The organism is Marinilactibacillus sp. XAAS-LB27, assembly GCF_036039175.1.
In the GTDB taxonomy this organism is placed as follows: Bacteria; Bacillota; Bacilli; order Lactobacillales; family Carnobacteriaceae_A; genus Marinilactibacillus.
The window spans coordinates 241,634-261,383 of sequence record NZ_JAYXKP010000002.1; the positions used below are offsets into that span (position 1 = coordinate 241,634).

General features: G+C 35.4%; 19 protein-coding genes. 10 read left to right on the top strand and 9 right to left on the bottom strand.

Features of this window, described 5'->3' with window-relative positions; all coding sequences use genetic code 11:
• The first annotated feature begins 2 nt into the window (after window positions 1–2).
• From VXN63_RS04765 to VXN63_RS04780, 4 genes are all read left to right on the top strand, one after another.
• Window positions 3–1,763: a methyl-accepting chemotaxis protein gene (locus VXN63_RS04765; RefSeq protein ID WP_327756831.1), complete on the top strand. Its 1,761-nt coding sequence runs from the start codon at window positions 3–5 to the stop codon at window positions 1,761–1,763.
• 416 nt (window positions 1,764–2,179) lie between these two features.
• On the top strand, window positions 2,180–3,940 hold the full coding sequence (locus tag VXN63_RS04770; RefSeq protein ID WP_327756832.1) for a methyl-accepting chemotaxis protein: 1,761 nt from the start codon (window positions 2,180–2,182) through the stop codon (window positions 3,938–3,940).
• Window positions 3,941–4,336: 396 nt separating this feature from the next.
• Window positions 4,337–6,094 (top strand): methyl-accepting chemotaxis protein, encoded by a 1,758-nt coding sequence (locus VXN63_RS04775; protein WP_327756833.1) that lies wholly within the window; start codon window positions 4,337–4,339, stop codon window positions 6,092–6,094.
• A 149-nt stretch (window positions 6,095–6,243) separates the two neighbouring features.
• Complete coding sequence (locus VXN63_RS04780; RefSeq protein ID WP_327756834.1) at window positions 6,244–7,155, top strand: AEC family transporter; 912 nt, start codon at window positions 6,244–6,246, stop codon at window positions 7,153–7,155.
• A gap of 74 nt (window positions 7,156–7,229) precedes the next feature.
• Here VXN63_RS04780 and VXN63_RS04785 read toward each other — a convergent pair whose 3' ends face one another.
• Together VXN63_RS04785 and VXN63_RS04790 are read right to left on the bottom strand one after the other, a co-directional pair.
• A complete protein-coding gene (locus VXN63_RS04785; RefSeq protein WP_327756835.1) occupies window positions 7,230–7,667 on the bottom strand; it encodes a GNAT family N-acetyltransferase in 438 nt (145 codons plus the stop codon).
• A 138-nt stretch (window positions 7,668–7,805) separates the two neighbouring features.
• Window positions 7,806–7,979 (bottom strand): PspC domain-containing protein, encoded by a 174-nt coding sequence (locus tag VXN63_RS04790; RefSeq protein ID WP_327756836.1) that lies wholly within the window; start codon window positions 7,977–7,979, stop codon window positions 7,806–7,808.
• Between the two features lie 157 nt (window positions 7,980–8,136).
• On the opposite strand from VXN63_RS04790, the gene VXN63_RS04795 reads away from it, so the two are divergent.
• Entirely contained in the window at window positions 8,137–9,081 is a 945-nt protein-coding gene (locus VXN63_RS04795) for an aldo/keto reductase (protein ID WP_327756837.1), read from the top strand.
• A 47-nt stretch (window positions 9,082–9,128) separates the two neighbouring features.
• On the opposite strand, the gene VXN63_RS04800 is transcribed toward VXN63_RS04795, so the two are convergent.
• Together VXN63_RS04800 and VXN63_RS04805 are read right to left on the bottom strand one after the other, a co-directional pair.
• Entirely contained in the window at window positions 9,129–10,061 is a 933-nt protein-coding gene (locus VXN63_RS04800) for a magnesium transporter CorA family protein (RefSeq protein ID WP_327756838.1), read from the bottom strand.
• 137 nt (window positions 10,062–10,198) lie between these two features.
• Entirely contained in the window at window positions 10,199–10,768 is a 570-nt protein-coding gene (locus tag VXN63_RS04805; RefSeq protein WP_327756839.1) for a TetR/AcrR family transcriptional regulator, read from the bottom strand.
• A 249-nt stretch (window positions 10,769–11,017) separates the two neighbouring features.
• On the opposite strand from VXN63_RS04805, the gene VXN63_RS04810 reads away from it, so the two are divergent.
• Together VXN63_RS04810 and VXN63_RS04815 are read left to right on the top strand one after the other, a co-directional pair.
• The gene (locus tag VXN63_RS04810; RefSeq protein ID WP_442915297.1) at window positions 11,018–11,557 is read left to right on the top strand and encodes an NADPH-dependent FMN reductase; all 540 of its coding nucleotides are present in this window, start codon (window positions 11,018–11,020) and stop codon (window positions 11,555–11,557) included.
• A gap of 354 nt (window positions 11,558–11,911) precedes the next feature.
• Window positions 11,912–12,463, top strand: coding sequence for an NADPH-dependent FMN reductase (locus VXN63_RS04815; protein WP_327756841.1), 552 nt, complete (start codon window positions 11,912–11,914; stop codon window positions 12,461–12,463).
• Between the two features lie 110 nt (window positions 12,464–12,573).
• Here VXN63_RS04815 and VXN63_RS04820 read toward each other — a convergent pair whose 3' ends face one another.
• The 4 genes from VXN63_RS04820 to VXN63_RS04835 form a co-directional block, all read right to left on the bottom strand.
• Window positions 12,574–13,953, bottom strand: coding sequence for an FAD-dependent oxidoreductase (locus VXN63_RS04820; protein WP_327756842.1), 1,380 nt, complete (start codon window positions 13,951–13,953; stop codon window positions 12,574–12,576).
• 519 nt (window positions 13,954–14,472) lie between these two features.
• Entirely contained in the window at window positions 14,473–15,081 is a 609-nt protein-coding gene (locus VXN63_RS04825) for a DUF4825 domain-containing protein (protein ID WP_327756843.1), read from the bottom strand.
• The gene (locus tag VXN63_RS04830) at window positions 15,074–15,748 is read right to left on the bottom strand and encodes a permease prefix domain 1-containing protein (protein WP_327756844.1); all 675 of its coding nucleotides are present in this window, start codon (window positions 15,746–15,748) and stop codon (window positions 15,074–15,076) included. Before VXN63_RS04830 ends, VXN63_RS04825 begins: the two co-directional genes overlap by 8 nt.
• Window positions 15,749–15,750: 2 nt before the next feature.
• On the bottom strand, window positions 15,751–16,089 hold the full coding sequence (locus VXN63_RS04835) for a PadR family transcriptional regulator (RefSeq protein ID WP_327756845.1): 339 nt from the start codon (window positions 16,087–16,089) through the stop codon (window positions 15,751–15,753).
• Window positions 16,090–16,251: 162 nt separating this feature from the next.
• On the opposite strand from VXN63_RS04835, the gene VXN63_RS04840 reads away from it, so the two are divergent.
• The 3 genes from VXN63_RS04840 to VXN63_RS04850 are packed head-to-tail and all read left to right on the top strand — an operon-like array spanning window position 16,252 to window position 18,704.
• Window positions 16,252–16,737 carry a PH domain-containing protein gene (locus tag VXN63_RS04840; RefSeq protein WP_327756846.1) on the top strand — a complete coding sequence of 162 codons (486 nt, stop codon included), beginning with the start codon at window positions 16,252–16,254 and terminating at the stop codon, window positions 16,735–16,737.
• Window positions 16,730–18,241 carry a PH domain-containing protein gene (locus tag VXN63_RS04845; protein WP_327756847.1) on the top strand — a complete coding sequence of 504 codons (1,512 nt, stop codon included), beginning with the start codon at window positions 16,730–16,732 and terminating at the stop codon, window positions 18,239–18,241. The genes VXN63_RS04840 and VXN63_RS04845 overlap by 8 nt, the downstream gene beginning before the upstream one ends.
• Window positions 18,231–18,704, top strand: a complete 474-nt coding sequence (locus VXN63_RS04850; protein WP_327756848.1) for a PH domain-containing protein — start codon at window positions 18,231–18,233, stop codon at window positions 18,702–18,704. The genes VXN63_RS04845 and VXN63_RS04850 overlap by 11 nt, the downstream gene beginning before the upstream one ends.
• A 367-nt stretch (window positions 18,705–19,071) precedes the next feature.
• Here the strand turns inward: VXN63_RS04850 and VXN63_RS04855 are convergent, their stop codons facing one another.
• Window positions 19,072–19,713: a helix-turn-helix domain-containing protein gene (locus VXN63_RS04855; RefSeq protein ID WP_327756849.1), complete on the bottom strand. Its 642-nt coding sequence runs from the start codon at window positions 19,711–19,713 to the stop codon at window positions 19,072–19,074.
• Window positions 19,714–19,750 lie beyond the last annotated feature (37 nt).

Below are 19,750 nucleotides of genomic sequence, written 5' to 3' on the forward strand. Positions count from 1 at the left end.
TAATGGAAGCAACTACAAACGATGTAACACATAGTCAAAAGGTCAAAAGTAAAAAGCAATTTGGTAAGAGAATGAAGTTTCGAAGTTTACAGGCAAAAATATTATTTGGTTTTGGTTTAGTTGTCTTATTAGTTATTGGACTGATTATTGAAAGTAGTATGATGGATAGAAAGACTGATGCTGAAACTAGGGCATTGATCGAACATGAAGTTCCTTTGATGATTGCAGATGAACGGGTAGGTTTTTCAATTGCCAGACGTTCTACAAATGTCCGCGCCTACTTAATGACTGGAAGAGAAAATTATATTGATATGTTCTTGGAAAGTTCAGAAGCTGTTAAACCTTATATGGAGACTCTTACATCCTTATCAGATTCTGAAACAATCTACAATCTATCTTTAACTCACGAAGCATGGACTCAAGATATATTAAATGACGTTCTTTATGTTTACCAGAATGGTGATGAAGAACAAGCCATTGCCAATTTAGACAATATGTCTGCTACTACTACACAGATGTTAGATGGATTTTCTGCTGCGGCAAAAGAGCGAGAGCAACTAATCTTTGAGGCTGGAGAGAACATCAAAGAAATTAGTGATTTTTCGTTCGTCGTCAATATTGTTGTTGCCATCTTAGTTGTTATTTTAGCAATAATTGTAGCCATACTGACCGCACGTTCTATCTCTATACCAATCAAGAGTGTGATGCAAAAGGTTTCTGAGATTACATCTGGAAACTTGAAAGGAGAACCATTATCGATTGATAGCCGAGATGAAACAGGTAAACTTGCTTTAGCCGCGAACGGTATGCAAGATAAATTAAAGGAAATTCTTTCAAGCATTTCTGAAGTCTCTTACCTTCTTACTTATAATAGTAAAGAATTATCTGAAACCTCTTCTGAAGTTATGTCTGGTACTGACCAAGTTGCGATGACCATGCAAGAATTGTCAGAAGGATCTGAAAACCAGGCAAACACAGCGAGTAAGTTAGCGAGTATTATGGAAGCTTTCTCTGAGAAAGTCGCCTCTACCAACGAAAATGGTCAAAATATTAGCCGACTCTCCACCAAAGTTATTGAAGAAACAGCAAACGGTACGACAATGATGGCTTCTTCTGAAGCTCAAATGCAAAAGATTCATGAGATTGTCAGTCAGTCGGTATCTAAAGTTGATCAGCTTGATCATCAAACTCAAGAAATATCTAAACTTGTAGAAATTATTCAAAATGTCGCGAACCAAACAAACTTATTAGCATTGAACGCTGCCATTGAAGCGGCTAGAGCCGGTGAACATGGTAAAGGCTTCGCAGTAGTTGCGGATGAAGTTAGAAAACTAGCTGAACAAGTTGAAGTGTCTGTTAATGAAATTACTGGATTTGTTCAAGCTATTCAAAAAGAATCAAAAGACGTTAGTGAATCTCTTAAAGAAGGTTATGCAGAGGTAGAAAGTGGAACCTCTCAAATTAAGTCAACAGCCCACTCATTCGACCAAATTAGTAAATCCTTGAGTGATGTAGCGAGTAGTGTAGTCATGGTCAATTCAAATCTTGCTGAAATTAAAAATCATAGCGATGATATGAATGCTTCTATTGAAGAAGTCGCTTCTGTATCAGAAGAATCGGCTGCAGGTGTAGAAGAAACATCGGCTGCTACACAACAGATCAATAGTTCAATGGAAGAAATTGCTGGAGACGGCGGCAAAGTTTCCCAATTAGTTGAACTTGCTCAAAATATGGATAACTTAATCAAAGGATTTCAAATTTAATGAGCTTAAGAAAAACGATTCTCTATTGAGAGTCGTTTTTTTATATTTCCTAATCTGTTTCAATGTGCAAGAATTATACTGCGATTTTTTCGCCACATTTCATTCACAAATTACAAAATCTTTGTTTATTGATAAATCCATTTTATTACACTCGTCGTCTAATGGTCAGGTTTATAACTAAAGTGTTTTTTAAGATTCGGTTTAGATCATCATTTCCCTTATCAATTGTATATATACGTTTCCAATTGCATAAATGAAATCATTTAAAGTCCTAAATTTTTAATTCCTCTCCTTTTTTGTTTCGAATCATATTATCATGTGATTTTCGCCTATTTAGTCTCATTCTCTTTTCTTGGAATTTTTTTAATTAAAAGAAATAGGAATTTATCCGATACTATATTCAAAGGAGTGATCAAATGGATCATAGTATTCGCAAAGATAAAGTTACTACCACTAATAAAAAAAGTATGAAAAAATTCCCTTCTATAAAATTTAAAAGTATTAAATCAAGATTGTTGTTTGGATTTGGTATAACCATTTTACTAACCATTATCTTGGTTGTGCACATAGGAGAAGCTACTCGAGAAAAAAATCATGTCGTTGATACCATTCTTTCACAGGAAGTCCCATTGTTGACTAACCTTCAAGATGCAAACCTGTTAGTATCGTCTATTTCGAACGATGCCGGAGCTTACACCTCAAGCGGTAATAATGAACTTAGAGCGTTATTCAACACTCATGCAGATTCGCTTGATGAAGAGATAGTCATATTGAGCGAATTGACTGATTCTTCTGATGTGGTCGAGATGACTGCTTTAGTGAATGTATGGATGAATGATATAAGATCAGACGTATTTGATGTCTACGCAGCGGGTAATACCGAATTAGCAACCCAAAATTTCAATCAACTCTCCCCTACCACTACACTGATCATCAATAAACTGACTGAAATCTCTACAGATAGAAAATTAGTGATTAACGGACATGTAGAAGATCTGTCTCGGACAAGTACGACTAGTTACTATACTAACTTAGCTTTGAGCATTATTATTGTCATTGTTTCAATATTAGTTGCTCTATTTACAGCCCGTTCGTTAGTTAACCCTATAAAGAATGTTATTGCTCGAATGGAAGAAATTAAGAATGGTAATTTAAAAAACGAATACCTAATCGCTTCAAGCGAGGACGAAACTGGTCAGCTAGCCAATGCCACAAATGCGATGCAAGATAAATTAAAGGAGATTCTTTCAAACGTTTCTGAAGCTTCTTACCTATTAAATTACAATAGTAAAGAACTATCCGATGCCGCTAAGGAAGTCATGTCTGGATCTGAACAAGTTGCAGTGACTATGCAAGAGCTGTCTGAAGGTTCTGAAAATCAGGCAAATTCAGCTAGTAAATTAGCTAGTATTATGGATGAATTCTCTGAGAAAGTTGCTTCAACGAGTAAATCTGGGAAACATATTTCCAAGCTTTCTTCAAAAGTTATTGAAGAAACAACAAACGGTAAAGCACTGATGGCTTCATCTGAAGAACAGATGCAAAAAATTCACGAAATTGTAGAACAATCTGTTCATCAAGTAGATCAATTAGATCATCAAGCACAAGAAATCAATAAACTAGTTGAAATCATTCAAAATGTTGCAAATCAAACAAACTTACTTGCTTTGAATGCTGCAATTGAAGCTGCTAGAGCGGGTGAACATGGTAAAGGTTTTGCAGTCGTAGCCGACGAAGTAAGAAAGCTTGCCGAACAAGTCGAAGTTTCTGTGAATGAAATCACTGGGTTCGTTCAGGCCATACAACAAGACTCGAAAAATATGAGTCAATCCCTTAGACAAGGTTATGTAGAAGTAGAAAGTGGCACTTCGCAAATCAAATCTACTGCTCATTCATTTGATCAAATCAGCCGTTCTCTGAATGAAGTTGCTAGAAGTGTTGATACGATAAATCATAATCTGACAGACGTTAGTCAACATACCGAAAGTATGAATGCCTCGATTGAAGAAGTTGCTTCTGTATCAGAAGAATCTGCTGCTGGTGTTGAACAAACATCTGCTGCTACAGAGCAAATCAATAGTTCAATGGAAGAAATTGCTGGTGACGGTGGAAAAGTTTCTCAACTTGTTGAGCTTTCACAGAATATGGACAACTTACTAAAAGAATTTCAAATTTAAACACTATTCAACTCTGTTTCTCTCTATGAGGAGCAGAGTTTTTATTATTCTACTTAAATGCAAGGGAACAAGTTCATTCACAAAATAAAAATTATAGCGGACTTGAATATTAATTTTATCTGATTTGTTCCGATAGTGACTCTCGGGGAGTTAATGATTGACTAAACCGTTGTACTACGTGAATGCTAATTGAGTACTCACCCATACTTATTATCATTTCACCTAGATCAGCTAATCGTTTTTCATTTGCTCTCTTACTTAAGCTCAACATCTGTAAAACTAAGTTCATTTATTGGCAAAGCTCTCAACTTTTGTGGATACTCAACTTTCCACTACGTACATATGAGCGGGTTCGGTAAATAGTTTGTAAGGAGCAAAGAAAAAGGAGATAGAAGAATGGCAGCAGAAGAAAAAAAGGTCAAACAAAAAAGAAATAAAGAGAACAAAGAAAAGAAAAGCTGGATTAAATTCAAAAGTTTACAATCCAGAATATTATTTGGATTTGGTATCGTACTATTTTTAGTTATCGTTTTAGTAACGGCTACCTCTTTTTCGAGTCAAAAAATTCAAGAAGATACCGAAGCAATGGTTGAATATCAAGTTCCTCTAATGATTGCCGATGAAAGGGCTGCATTCTCCGTAACGAGACGCGCCTATAACGTTAGAAGCTACCTTGCAACCGGTGATGCTTTTTTTAAGAGTAGTGTTGGCGATGACACCGCAGCTGCAATTCCCTACTTCGAAAGAATTGGAGACATGTCTAGTTCGGATACAGCCGGCGACCTTGTTGAAACACACAAAGAATGGTCTGAAGCGTTAATCAACGATGTTATTACTGTATACGATAACGGAGACCCAGAACAAGCTTTTCAGAATATGAACGCATTATCTCCTACAACAACGGCTATGATCGAAGAACTATCTAGCGCTTCTATTATTAGAGAAGAAATCATCGAACAAGCTGGATCAGATGTTTTAACTATTGTAAAATCCACCTTTATAACTAATATTGTGAGCGCAATCGTTGTTATTTTGTTAGGCGTTATTGTTGCAATACTTACCTCTCGTGCTATCTCAACACCTATTAAAGCTGTAATGAATCGTATGGATATTGTTCGTAGAGGAAAACTAAACAACCCTCACCTTCCGATTCTTTCACAAGACGAGACTGGTCAATTATCGGAATCTACAAATATCATGCAAGACCGCTTAAAAGCACTTGTTGGCAGCATATCAGAAGTTTCTCATACGTTGTCGTACAACACTAAAGAATTATTCGATACTTCATCAGAAGTCGTTTCAGGAACAGATCAAGTCGCTATGACGATGCAAGAACTTTCAGAAGGTTCTGAGAGCCAAGCGAATACGGCAAGTAAATTATCTACAATCATGCATGATTTTTCCAAAAAAGTAGATACAACAACTGAAAACGGTCAATACATTAAAATACTTTCGAACAAGGTCATGGATGAGACAAACAATGGTCGTACATTGATGGAATCTTCTGAAAGTCAAATGGCAAAAATCAATGAAATTGTGAAACAGTCTGTTGAAAAAGTGGATCAACTCGATACACAGACACAAGAAATTTCAAAATTAGTTGAAATCATTCAAAACGTTGCTGATCAAACAAACTTATTAGCACTAAATGCTGCTATTGAAGCCGCTCGCGCTGGTGAACACGGAAAAGGCTTCGCGGTTGTTGCTGACGAAGTTCGTAAGCTAGCAGAACAAGTAGATGTCTCAGTATCTGAAATCACCGGTTTTGTTCAAACTATACAGATTGAATCTAAAAATGTTAGTGACTCACTTCAAGAAGGTTACACTGAAGTTCAAAGTGGAACTACACAAATCAAAGCTACTGGAGATACGTTCAAACAAATCTCTAAATCTTTAGACAATGTAGCGGCCAGTGTAGATATTATCAACACAAACTTATCTGAGATTAAAACCAATACAGATGAAATGAATGCATCCATCGAAGAAGTCGCTTCTGTTTCTGAGGAATCAGCAGCCGGCGTAGAAGAAACTTCTGCGGCTACGCAACAAATTAGTAGCTCAATGGAAGAAATCGCTGGAGACGGTGGAAAAATTTCTCAATTAGTTGAGATTGCACAAGATTTAGAAAACCAAATGCAAGTCTTCGACGTCTAATCAAATAGTGTTGTTTAAAAAAGCATATCCCCCATTTTTTTGGAGAGTATGCTTTTTTAGATTGATACCGAATAACTTGAACAATCTTACTCAAGCCCTTATGATAAACCTACGTACTTTCACACAAATAAATGAAGGAGTTTATCTATATGGCATCGATTTTCCTGCAATCCTTTAGTTTTTTACTCGTTGTACTCATCGCCTACCTCTTTAAAAAAGCTGGCATATTGAGGTCAACCGACGGTACAATTTTACAAAAAATCGTATTAAATATTACACTTCCTGCTACGATCATTATGGGTTTTAATGCTGTACAAGTAGATGTCTTATTGTTTATCATGATTGGGCTTGGATTACTCTGCAACATTGTTTTAATTTTTGTAGGTGGGTTATTCTGGAGACAAAAAAGTTTACCTGAACGCTCTATGATGATGTTTTCTCAGGGGGGATTTAATATCGGCAACTTCACCATTCCCTTTGTTCAAGGTCTCTTCCCCGCTGCAATTCCTTTTATAGGTAGTTTTGATATGGGAAATGCGCTTATGTTGTTTGGCGGATCACCGATGATTGTGGATAATGTACTTGGGCAAGAACGGGAAGAGTCGAGCTACTTGAAAAGAGTTCTTCGGTTATTTCATTCACCAGCCTTTACGACGTATTCTATCATGCTATTATTGGCCCTCATTGGCATCACTGTACCTACCAGTGTAACTTCTGTCGTTCAACTTTTTGCGAGTGGGAATGCTTTTTTATCGATGTTTATGATTGGGCTTTATCTTGAAATTGAAATCGACAAGCGTTCACTTAAGAAAATAGCCAATGTCCTTTCCATCCGTTACGCACTCGTTATTCCAATCGCTATTGGATTTTACTATTTATTGCCACTTCCTGAACTGGTTAGACTCTCTCTTGTATTAGTTTTGCTTGCGCCCGTAGGAACGGTATCAACAATTAACATGATAATTTATGGAAACGAACGCTCAACTTCCAGTTTCCTTTCATCCATTAGTATGATCGTTTCACTAGTACTCATGACGATTGCTCTGACCTTACTTGCATAATTCAAAACGTAATATAAAAGATATGTAAAAAGCAGGTTGCTTCTCGACATTGAGAAACGACCTGCTTTTACTATCTATACTACCTTTTCCATTGTTTTGTGAACAATTCCTATTTGCATGTACTCATCACTTGTATAAGAATAGCCTAAAGCTTCATAAAATGGCCAAGCGTTTTGTCTGGCATGCATCCAGATTTTCTTTACACCAAAATCTTTTGCCCACTTTTCAGCTTCAATCACTAATTGCTTTCCAATCGATTTCCCTTGATAGTCTTGATCGACTGCCACTTGTCTCATCTGATAAATTTGATTTTCCGTTTCTATAAGAAAAAGCGTCCCGATAACTTCACCTTCTAAAAGTGCCACAAAATGGTGCGCGTCTTCTTCGGATGATTTCGCTTCTTGTTCTAAGCTGATCCCTAGAGGCTTTCTTAATACTTGATCTCTTAATGTCAGAGATCCTTGATACTCAGCATCTTCAGTCGTGATTTTTTTTATCGTAAGGTTATCCATATATTCACCTGCTTTAAATAATTCCCCTGTTGGGATAAAATTAGTATAGCAGTCTGCTTTACAAAAATATATCTTTAAAGACAAAAAATCCTTCGCAAGATATTAGATACCTCGCGAAAGACTCTTATATTTTAAACATTAATCTTCTTCAGGAATTAACACTGCTAGAATAATGTAAATTAACAATGTTGGCGACAATATAAGGAAACCTAGTCTGACAGCAATTGATGGAATGTCTAAATACTCTGCAATGCCTCCACATACTCCTGAAACCCATCGATCTGTTCTGGACCTTCTCAATTTTTTATCCATTAAAAAACCTCCTACTAACATAGTGAACTTCTTATCTTTAAAATAACGTTCTTTATCCAAATTTGCAACTATTTTATCGACACAAGCAAATCATTCTGAATTTTGAATTTTTTTACTATATAATTAGAAGTAGAAAATCATTTGAAGGAGAGATTTGATGAGTGACTTTGTGACATTAGGTAGATCCGGTTTAAAGGTACATCCAATTGGTTTAGGTGCCAATAAAATTAGTGATGCTAATCCAGAAACACATACAGAATACGGTGGCGATATTTTATTAGATGCCATTGATAAAGGATTGAACTTTATCGATACGGCATTTATCTATGGTGATGGTAAATCTGAATCGATCATTGGTGAAACACTTAAAAAGAATAACTTACGCCAAGATATCGTGATTGCTACAAAAGGTGCGCACGAATACGTTAATGGTGAATTGAAATTGAATAACTCCCCTGAATTTCTGACAAAGCAAGTAGAAGATAGCCTTACCCGTTTACAAACAGATTATATTGATCTTTATTATATCCACTTCCCAGATGAACATACACCTAAAGCAGAAGCAATCGGTGCTTTATCTCGTCTGAAAGAACAAGGTAAAATCCGTTCGATTGGTGTTTCGAACTTCTCGTTTGACCAAATCAAAGAAGCAAACGTACATCAGGATATCGATGTCGTGCAAGATGAATACAATTTGCTAAATCAAGAAGCAGAAAGCAAAGTATTCCAATACTATAGAGAACAAAATATTAGCTTTATCCCTTACTTCCCATTTGCTTCTGGATTACTAGCGGGTAAATACGATCAAAACACTCCATTAACTGATCGTCAGAAAAGTCGTCCTCAATTCCAAGAACCAACGTATAGCGACATTCTTGGAAAAGTTGATCAAATCAGACCTTTAGCTGAAAAATATAATACAGGACTCCAAAATATTGTATTGGCTTACTACCTATCTAAAGATGTTGTAGATGCCGTGATTCCTGGTGCTAGAAATCGTAAGCAGATGGAACAAAACCTTGAAGCAGCTAGCTTCAAATTAACGGAAGATGAATGCAAGTTTATCTCAACTGTCTTTCCACCGTCTTTTAAATTAAGCTAAGTAAAATTAAAAACAGAGTCCCCTTCTTATTGAGGAGACTCTGTTTTTTAGTATTCTTTTTTCTTTAGATAAAGATATGTTCCTAAACCTAAGACAGCGGCTAAAATAACGACAATCAGCGATCCAAAAGGTGTATCGGTACCAAACAGTCCACCTGTGTTAATACCCCATAGACTGAATATTAACGTAGGGACAGCAATCACCAACTGAGCAGAATCCAAAAATTCCATGATCCTATTTAAACGACTGTCGATCATATCCGAAATCAGCCCACCTGTAGTATCAATCAAGTCTCTATAGATTTCTACTAATCGATCAGATTTCCTGATTTTTTTATGGATTTCTTTGATCGTCCGCTCTTCTACTTCCATTTTTTTAAATAGATCTCGCTCTAGTAAATTAAGTATTGTCTGCTTCTGATCATCTAATGTTTGTTCCAAAAAAACCATATCCCGCTCTGCATCTGTTAGATCTAACAGCGTTTCTCTTTGTGTTGTATTTCTTGCTCTTTGGTCGATATCATCGATGCGCACCTTTAAATCGATCAGTTCAGCAATGTATAACTGATACATATTCAAAATAAAACTCGTGATCAGTTCTCCCGAATTCACTTCAGCATCTACTTCATTTTGGATAGATGGCAAAATTGACTGATCCTTTTCATTCGCAATTGTAATCAGCATATCTTCATTAAAAATAAACGTAACTGGATACAAACCATTCTCAACAGAATGGGGTTCTACTTCGTTGTAGTTAATTAAAACAACATATAAGCACTCTCCAAGAACATTTGAGAAGACTTGTTCAATTTCAGTGATATTTTCCGGGAAATATTCTGACACAAACAGATCTCTTGGAAGATCAAAAGTATTTGATAGATATTCAATATCCTCACTAGTAGGATTTGTTACAGAAACCCATTCAGCCGCAGATTTCGAACTCTTATTAACTTCTTCTCCAAAATTATAATAGGATATCATCTTTTTCTCCGTTCAGATACTTTGACTTTGGCATGATATCATGCCTGTTTTCCTATTATCGCATTTTTTTAAGCAAAATAAAAACCAGAACAAATTTGAGGTCCTCTGTTCTGGTCTTTGAAACTATTTAATCTATTCTATTCATTTAGTATGGACTCAATAGAGCCCATTGTTTGAGCAAAATAAGCCACTGGATCTAGTTCATTCTGATTTTTCCATTCATAGGCTGCACCATAAAGCATCCAACTAAATATAGAAGCCATATTTTGTATTTCTTGTTTTGATTTTTCAGAGTATTTTAACTTTAACGATTCAAAAAGAACTTGTTCTACTTCTTTTCTTAAAATCGTTTCGTTGATACTAGCCATTTCATCATAACTATAAGAACACAATGCATACAGCTCATTATGATAGTTTGTTAATGCTACAAATACGTTTGTCAGTGTATTTTGGCAAAAATTAGTAGTTTCCGCAAGTTGGTTTCGGACGTTTTCCATAATGATTTCTTTTGTAACGACTTCAAATAATTCGTATTTATCTGCAAAGTGGTTATAAAATGTCGCTCTATTAACCATAGCCTTTGTTGTAATGTCACTAATTCGTATTGTTTCAAACGATTTTTTCTTCAACAATTCAAAGAAAGCATCAATGATGTACTTGCGCGTACGAATTTTACGAATATCTTTATTCTCTACTATTTCTTGCATTTCTTCACCTATACTTTCTCAACATTTATTTAATTTTGTTGCTTAAGCAACACTTATCAATTACTGTCTATTGTGACTTACATTTTGTAAGTTATAATAAAAGTATACAACAGATGTTGGATAAAAATCAATACCAGTTAATAAAAGAGAACAGGAGAATTTATCATGAATAGTATCATTAAAAGAATGTTTGGTAAAAGACAACAAGCAGAGAATAAGAGAACAGAGGAAACTACCATGTCAGAACCATTGAAGATCGGCATTATTTTAGGAAGCACTAGACAAGGACGTGTTAGTACACAAGTTGGCGAATGGGCTAAAAATATTGCTGACGAAAGAAGCGATGCACACTACGAAATCGTTGATACCGCCGACTACGATTTACCATTCTTAGGAACAACTGCTGGAACAGAACCTGGTCTAGCTAAATGGGCAGAAAAAATCAACGAATTAGATGCCTTTGTATTTGTTGTTGCTGAATATAACCATGGCATCACTGGTGCTTTGAAAAATGCCATTGACAGTGCCCCTACAACTGCTTGGAACAATAAAGCTGCAAGCATTATGAGTTACGGTTCAACTGGTGGCGCTCGTGCTGCTGAACACTTACGTGGTATTTTAGGGGAATTAATGGTTGCTGATACACGTGTACACCCAACATTCTCACTATTCATGGACTTTGAAAACTTCTCAACTTTCGAACCAGGAGATTTGCATTTAGAAAATATGGCTATGATGTTTGAACAATTAAACACTTGGGGAAGAGCGCTTAAATCTGTAAGAAACTAATTCAAGCCTTACTAATAAAGCAGTCTATCCATTAGTAAGCAGCTTTATAAAAAAAGAAATCTTGAACTTTAACTGAGAACGATATAATAAATTAAAAAATAATATAAAATTTCGGTATTAACCATGGCCATTAATGGAATATCCTTTAGTATTAAATTTTTTCTTTCTAAGTGTATTTATAGGAGTATCACTTCATCAATAGTTCTTCGACATTTATTGATTTTTGTTGCTTAAGCAACACTTATCGATTATTGTCTATTGTCACTTACATTTTGTAAGCTATAATAAATATATACAACAGATGTTGGAGAAATAACAGCATCAAATTTAATTAAGAGAATAGGAGATTTTATCATGACAGAACAATTAAAAATCGGTATCGTTTTAGGAAGCACTCGACAAGGGCGCGTTAGTACACAAGTTGGAGAATGGGCTAAAAAAATTGCTGACGAAAGAAACGATGCACACTACGAAATCGTTGATATCGCCGATTACGATTTACCATTCTTAGGAACAACTGCTGGAACAGAACCAGGTCTAGCTAAATGGGCAGAAAAAATCAACGAATTAGATGCTTATGTCTTCGTTGTAGCTGAGTATAATCACAGCATCACAGGTGCTTTGAAAAATGCCCTAGACAGCGCACCAACAACTGCTTGGAACAACAAAGCCGCAAGTATTATGAGTTACGGTTCAACTGGTGGCGCACGTGCTGCTGAACACTTACGTGGTATTTTAGGAGAATTGATGGTTGCCGACACTCGTGTACACCCAACATTCTCACTATTCTTAGACTTTGAAAACTTTTCAACATTCAAACCAGGTGAATTGCACTTAGAAAACATGACTATGATGTTAGATCAATTAAACGCTTGGGGAACTGCACTTAAATCTGTAAGAGGATAATTCAATCCCTCTCTTAAAGAAGCCTACCATTTGGTAAAGCTTCTTTTTTTTGCGCAAAAAAAGAGATCTCAGACATATGTCTGAGACCTCTTTTAAGTGTTCGTTTTAAATTAGTTAGAACCAGCGTTCATTGATTCTTTTTCTAGTTCAGCTTCGTGTGTCATTGCTGCTTGTCCTAGTAAGTTCAAGTAGTTCCAAGGACGATCGAATACTGGTTGGAAGAAGAAGTCAACTAGTGCTAAATCTTCAATTGTCATTCTGTTTTGGATAGCAAGTGACAATGTGTTTGCTGATTGAGTGATGTCGTATTTAGACATTACTTGTCCACCAACAATACGTTTAGTGCCTACTTCATAAACAAGTTTCATCATGATTTTTTCGTTAGTTGGCATGAATTCTGGACGGTAGTTATCTTCAAACATAACCGCACGTGCTTCAAGACCCATTACTGGAGCACTAGACTCACTTACACCAGTTGAACCGATGTTCCATCCGAATAAGTGTAAACCAGAAGTTGACTGAGTTCCTCTGTATTCTAATGTTGGTTCTTTAATGTTTTTACCTACAAGTAATCCCATACGAACAGCGTTAGTTGCTAATGGAATATAAGCGTGTCCACCAGTTGGGTTGTAGTTTACTGCACAGCTATCTCCAGCTGCAAGAATGTCTGGGTTGCTTGTACGCATGTAGTTATCAACGATAATTGCGCCATTTCCAAGCATTTCAACTTGACCTTTAACAAGATCAGTATTTGGACGGAAACCAACACATAAGATAACCATTTCTGATTCATATTCTCCACCAGAAGTTTTAACTGTTGTCATTGTTCCATCTTCACTATCTTCGAATCCTTGAACCATTTCGTTTAATTGAACTTTAATTCCACGTTCTCTTAAGTCTTTTTCTAAGACAGAAGTGAATTCAGGATCAAGATATTTGTTCAAGATACGGTCAAGACCATCAACTAATGTTACATCTTTACCATCTTCAGCGAACGCTTCAACAAGCTCGATACCAATGTATCCTCCACCTACGACAGTAATTTTTTGTTTACCTTCTTTACGTGCAATGATTTCTTGTGCTTGGTTGTAGTTTTTACAAAGTACAACGTTTTTGCTTTGAATACCTTGGATTGGAGGAATGATTGGCCAAGAACCAGTTGTTACAACTAATTTGTCATAAGTGTCTTGAGTTTCTTCACCTGTTTTAAGATCTTTAACGGTTACTGTTTTAGCTTCAGAATCGATATTTAGAACATCGTGTTCCATTTTAACGTCTGCGCCAAATTCAGCTAATTCTTCAGGGTTTGAGTAGAAAAGTCCTGCTGGATCTTTAACAACGCCACCAACATACAATGCAATACCGCAAGATAGGAAAGATACGTTATCGTTTCTTTCATATACAGTTACTTGTGCATCCGGATTTTCACTTAAAATTGTTTTAACCGCTGATGTTCCCGCGTGCGTACAACCTACAACTACTACTTTCATTCTCTATTTTCCTCCTAGGAAATATATAATATTTTGTCTTACAATGAAAAACAGCGAGACTGACAGGCTAAAAGTTATTGAATTCACAAAAATAAATAGAGCAACTATTCACAAGCACGATCAGAATGATTCCTCTTGTTTCGCACGATGAAAAACTGTCTATGTTTTATTTGTAAATATAAACTTTCGTATCCCTTACCTGATGACCTTCTGCACTCGACTTACAATGAAAACATGATCTCTTGCTGTTTTCATACTCATTATACTCCTGATTATTTAAATTTCAAGGGGTTTGTTCAAATTAATTCAATAAGATCTATTTTATAAAAAGCCTTATTCGTAGAGGATTAAGGGCTTTAAACGTACGAAAAGTAAGTAAAAATAATCGTATAATGTTTCCGTTAGGATATTTTTTCACAAACTATCTTCTTATAGCTTGTTTTGGCAACAATTCAACAACATCATTTTTAAGTGAAACAAACAGTACAGTCAGCTATCCTGATGTACTGTTTGTTTTTATTAATGGATAATAGCTAATTCTTCAAAAGTTTCCTCTACGTATTGATCATCTTCCAATGGTTGTTGAACTTCTTGAGTCCACATATTTTCGTCGAGCAACTGATCTAGGTTTGAGTACTTAGATTTAAAATCACTTCTTTTAAATTCGAAAACATTGTCCTGAAATTCTAGTGTCAGCTGATCCATATTCTTGATTAAAGCAAATCCTGCAGTGGCATTATACAAAAGAGTTCTATATGCAATAAGCACTTCATCTTGACCGTATTCATTATCTTTATCAGTCGTGATGGTTGAATGAGTAGATTCACTTAACGTAGTAGGATAATGAACTTCAACCCCTAACTCCTCTGGATAGAGCTGAAAAGTCATTTCATCTTGAGTCATGGGCAAACTTCTAAATAAATTGAACGTATTCGAATTATCTCCAAGATAGTCGCTTTCATATTTAGCTATATAATTAAAGTCTTGTGTCAATGGGTTCAGTTGCTCTTTTGCATAACGCTCTTCTGCTTGGTTTTTATTTGGAAGAACGACTAGTTGAATCCAAATAAATCCAACAAATCCAATCAGGAGCAGTACCATGATCCACATATTTTTATTTTTATTCATATACCTCTACCTCACTTTCCTCTATTAGATTTCTGGCTTTATTCACAGTCAATGGAATGATTACTGTAACAAACGGTGTCAGATATCTCAGTGCGATTTCAGCAAACTGATAAGGGCCGCTGATCGAAATTGGTCTAGAAAACCACAGATTACTCGCAAAATAAATACCTGTAACACTCAATAAACTGATAATTATAAAGACAACCCAAATTTTCCAAGCAATATTTTTGAGTTCTCTGGTTCTTTTAATATTCATATACTTAATTTTGATATCACCGTTGTTCACTTTTCTTAAATAAACGATATAGACGATGCTAAGCAATATCGAAAGTATCATAAAAAAGTAACTCAATAACAAATGTTCTGGAAACAAAGATAATGGTAGCGTCAAAATCCATATAATCACACTGTATAAAGTCATCGATTGTAGAAGACTGGCTAAGAATCGATTGATGTCGACTTTTTTATTTTCTTCTATCAAGTGATCGACAGAATCTATATGCGCTATCGTATTTTTAACGGCCTCTTCTTCGCTATATCCTTCTAGCAATAGATCTTCTTTTCGGGCCAACAAATTGGAATAAACTTCTTCTTTTAATTCTTGAATTTGTTTATTTTTCTTATAGGGTTTAAAAAGCCATTCAATATGTTTTTCAATTTTATCCATGTCTATCGTTCCCCCTCAACTAACTGATCAATTATTTCCCTAGCTATTTTCCATTCTGCTATAGCTTTTTTATAATATTTTTTCCCATTATCTGTTACTTTATAGTACTTCCTACGACCACCTTGCGTCTCATCTCCCCAGTAAGATTCGATATAGGCACCCTTTTCTAGTCGCTTTAAACTCGTATATAAAGAAGGTTCTTTTAGTTCGTACTGACCGTTACTCAAGATTTTGATTGCTTTAATAACTTCATATCCGTAGTTATCTTGATCAATCAAAATTCTTAAAATAATGGTATCGATATGACCTCTTATGTAATCTTTATTAATGGATTCACTCACTCTATCCCCTCCTTAAGAAAATTATAGCATAAGTACTATTTCATGCATAGTACTTATATTTACATTGTAATTTAATTTTTGAGACTCTACTTTTTATGAATTTATCTATTCTTACTGTTATAATGATTGAGTTGAAAAATGAATGGAGAGGAATGAACGATCTTGATTGAAGAACACCCCCCCTTGAATAAATTGGATGAAGCTGTTATCCAATATGACAAAATAGATAGTTTAGTTATCGGTATCTTCTATATGATTGGTTGTGCTGGACTTGTCTTTCTTGTCTACTGGTTTGATTGGCCTATTATCTTTGCGATTTTATCTGTTTTAATTACGTTACTCGTCTTCTGTGTCGATTACTTTGTCTTACCTTACCTAAGATACAAATCGATTCGCTATGAAGTTCATCCTACATATCTAGAAATATTGAAAGGCGTCTTTTTTAGAAAAAGAGAGATTATCCCGATAGAAAGAGTGCAGCAAGTTTCTATAGAAGATGGCCCATTATCTAGAAGACACCATGTACAGATTGTTGAGATTCAGACCGCTGGAACGGGTCATCAAGTTCCACTTTTACTAGAAGAAGATGCACAAGCCTTAAAAGCCCAGATTATGGATCTTATCAAAGAGGTGCAGTCAGATGTATAATAAACAAAGATTAAACAAAGGAACCTTATTCACTAAATGTTTTAAAAGAATGACGACTTTAGTGGTTCCTTTATCTATTTATTCTTTTATTGGCCTTACTGACGGAGAATTTTTAGAGATGTTTTTGATTATGCTTGCTGTTTTTTGTGTTGTTTTGCTATTGGGGACGCTCATTGATTTGATCAAATACTTACGAACTTCTTACTACATCGAAAATAACCGTTTTATACTCAAAAGTGGCTTATTTATCAAAAAAGAAAAAGATATTCAAGTCAGTCGGATTCAAAGTATTGATACTTCTGAGACTCTGGCACATCGATTTTTGAACATTACCAAAGTTACAATTCAGACGCCTGGGAAAAATATTCTACTGGATGCTATCTCAATAGAGCAACTGGAAGAGATCACAAAACAGCTGAACCTCTTAAATACTACCATTGAAGTCAAAAATGAAGATGAATTGACTACTGATGCGTTAGCGGAACAAGCTCGTTTGTCAAAAAAAAAAGACGAAGGAAACCTGATCTATCAACTTTCCTTAATCGATATCATCAAGTTGACCGTCTTGAACATTTCAGTGATTCGTAGTTTTATTGCCTTTCTTTTAGCGGGGAGTTTTATATCCAATATTTTGATCGATTTTGCATTTGAGCAAACTAATAACTTACTAAATACCTCTGTACTCCTTTTAATTCTCGTTATTTTAAGTACCCTTGCGGCAATTTATTTGCTTGGAGCAATCTTTGTGATTTTCAAGCAGTACCAGTTCAGTGTCTTTTTGACAGATAAACAACTAAAAATCAAACGAGGTTTGTTGGAGACGAACAGTCAGACTATTGTTCTCGAAAATATTCAAAGTCTTGAAGAACAACAAAACTGGTTAATGAAATGGTTTGGATATACTACTCTATCACTGTCCATTGCTACTGATGAAAATGAGGATGAGGATGACGATAAAAATGAAGAATCTGGAAACGGAAAAGTCATTTTATTTCCACTTGTCAAAACAGATCAGCTAGCTAGTTTGATGACAGCCTGTTTCCCAAATTACCTTTTTGAACCTGCTGATTTGATTACACCAAAGCGTTCTATACGACGCTTTATACAATTCAGATTATTGTTTTGGGTTATTGCTACATTAACGATGTCTATCCTGTTTTGGTCTTACGCATGGATGATCGGTTTGATTTTTATTTTACTGAACCTACTCTTTGGTTACCGTTCACAACGATTAAACGGATACAAGCTTTCAGATAATGAACTCACTATACAAGTCGCTCAAAGATTTTCCGTGAAAAAGATCTATATTCCTAGAGGTCGCATTTTGAATTTACAGATCAAGCAAAATCCTTTTTTGAAAAAAGCTGGACTAGCTAAGGCTGTCTTCTTTTCTGCGCAAGGTCAGCTTTCTCAGGACACCGAATTAAAGTTTATTGAGGAATCAAATGCTTTCGAATTATTTAACTGGTTCAAACCAGAAGGGAGTGAGCGCAATGAATACTAACGAAACGAATGTAGATGTAGTCCGCTACTGGAGAATAAAAGCTTTTATTCATTGTCTAATCTTTTTAGTCATTCTCATCAGTTTGTATTTCCTAAATCAATTTCTTGATTTTATCACTGTTCCAGAATGGACTCTATTATTCGTTCTACTTATACTTGTAGCGCAATGGCTATTTTATATAGCTTTTCGTCCCTCTCTTAAAGCTAAACACTGGCGTTATGATTTATACGAAAACCAACTCATCATTTTTAAAGGCTTATGGGTAAGACAACAAATCTCGATTCCTTTAACGCGCGTACAAAATATTGAATCAGATATTGGGCCCGTTGCTAAGGCTTTCGATATCGCAGAATTGCGAGTTACTACGGCTTCTCAAACGAATTATTTGCCAGAGTTGAAACGTGAAGAAGCTTTTGAAATCCAACGAAAGATTCAAGAAAGAATCCAAACGAGTCTAACATAAAAAACGTATTCGACCTTTAGCGGTAATGATCCGCGGAGGTCGAATACGTTTTTAATTACCCCAGTAGTGATTATGAAATCCAATCAGGTAATATAATGCGATGTAGATGAAATAACTCATGCTGAACAAAAATAAGATACTTTTCAAATATTTACGGTCATCTTTTATTTCTACGCTCATAAAGATGAGCACAGTAGGAATCATGTAGTTTATTAAAATATCTACTACAGGTGTATGAAACCTTCGATTAATAATGATACTTAAAAGAATGATAAAAGTCATGCTTATGTAGAGAGTAACGCGACTGATCTTAATGATATACCGTTTTATACTCATATTTTTACCACTATCACTTTCAGTATATTTTTTACCAGGTTGCGGGATTATCTATATCGTAAATCATAACCTTAGAACCTCGAGTAATCAATTCGATTTTCTTAACTTCTTCTGAAGGACTAATTACGTGTTCTAATGGAATGACAATTTTTTGTAAAGACCGATCGGATAGTTCATAATATTGACCTAAGGAGAGTGTTAACTCACCGTTGCCCCCTTCAATCATATACCCGCCATAATTATGGAGACCATCGAAATCTGCAGTAATGATAATTTCACTGTTCTTATTAAATGCTTCCCCGTTTAAGGCAATTTGAACATCTTTTATTTGTTTATAACTAACATCTTTGCCTGATGCCCATAAGTTATATCCCATGAAGACGATTAATGGAATAAATAAAATCAGTAGAGCAATGTTAATGTACTTCCGGTTTCTACTTCGCTTAGTTTCTTTCACTATGTTTTCTACTACTTTTATATCTTCTCTTAAGATAACATCCAATGATATCTCATACAAATCACCCAGTGTGACTAACATGTCTAAAGGAGGGTAGGTTCGATTCACTTCCCAACTTGATATAGTAGATCTGGAAACATGCAAAATTTCCGCCACTTGTTCTTGTGTATAGCCTTTATTGAGTCTACCTTCTTTTATCTTGTCGCCAATTTTCATTTACTATTTCCTCCTTTTCTTTATTCATAGTATGGCT

Bases quoted from the DNA above. Each gene is read 5' to 3' on its own strand.
- VXN63_RS04765 (WP_327756831.1), top strand. From the start codon at position 3: ATGGAAGCAACTACAAACGATGTAACACATAGTCAAAAGGTCAAAAGT.
- VXN63_RS04770 (WP_327756832.1), top strand. From the start codon at position 2,180: ATGGATCATAGTATTCGCAAAGATAAAGTTACTACCACTAATAAAAAA.
- VXN63_RS04775 (WP_327756833.1), top strand. From the start codon at position 4,337: ATGGCAGCAGAAGAAAAAAAGGTCAAACAAAAAAGAAATAAAGAGAAC.
- VXN63_RS04780 (WP_327756834.1), top strand. From the start codon at position 6,244: ATGGCATCGATTTTCCTGCAATCCTTTAGTTTTTTACTCGTTGTACTC.
- VXN63_RS04785 (WP_327756835.1), bottom strand. From the start codon at position 7,667: ATGGATAACCTTACGATAAAAAAAATCACGACTGAAGATGCTGAGTAT.
- VXN63_RS04790 (WP_327756836.1), bottom strand. From the start codon at position 7,979: ATGGATAAAAAATTGAGAAGGTCCAGAACAGATCGATGGGTTTCAGGA.
- VXN63_RS04795 (WP_327756837.1), top strand. From the start codon at position 8,137: ATGAGTGACTTTGTGACATTAGGTAGATCCGGTTTAAAGGTACATCCA.
- VXN63_RS04800 (WP_327756838.1), bottom strand. From the start codon at position 10,061: ATGATATCCTATTATAATTTTGGAGAAGAAGTTAATAAGAGTTCGAAA.
- VXN63_RS04805 (WP_327756839.1), bottom strand. From the start codon at position 10,768: ATGCAAGAAATAGTAGAGAATAAAGATATTCGTAAAATTCGTACGCGC.
- VXN63_RS04815 (WP_327756841.1), top strand. From the start codon at position 11,912: ATGACAGAACAATTAAAAATCGGTATCGTTTTAGGAAGCACTCGACAA.
- VXN63_RS04820 (WP_327756842.1), bottom strand. From the start codon at position 13,953: ATGAAAGTAGTAGTTGTAGGTTGTACGCACGCGGGAACATCAGCGGTT.
- VXN63_RS04825 (WP_327756843.1), bottom strand. From the start codon at position 15,081: ATGAATAAAAATAAAAATATGTGGATCATGGTACTGCTCCTGATTGGA.
- VXN63_RS04830 (WP_327756844.1), bottom strand. From the start codon at position 15,748: ATGGATAAAATTGAAAAACATATTGAATGGCTTTTTAAACCCTATAAG.
- VXN63_RS04845 (WP_327756847.1), top strand. From the start codon at position 16,730: ATGTATAATAAACAAAGATTAAACAAAGGAACCTTATTCACTAAATGT.
- VXN63_RS04850 (WP_327756848.1), top strand. From the start codon at position 18,231: ATGAATACTAACGAAACGAATGTAGATGTAGTCCGCTACTGGAGAATA.
- VXN63_RS04855 (WP_327756849.1), bottom strand. From the start codon at position 19,713: ATGAAAATTGGCGACAAGATAAAAGAAGGTAGACTCAATAAAGGCTAT.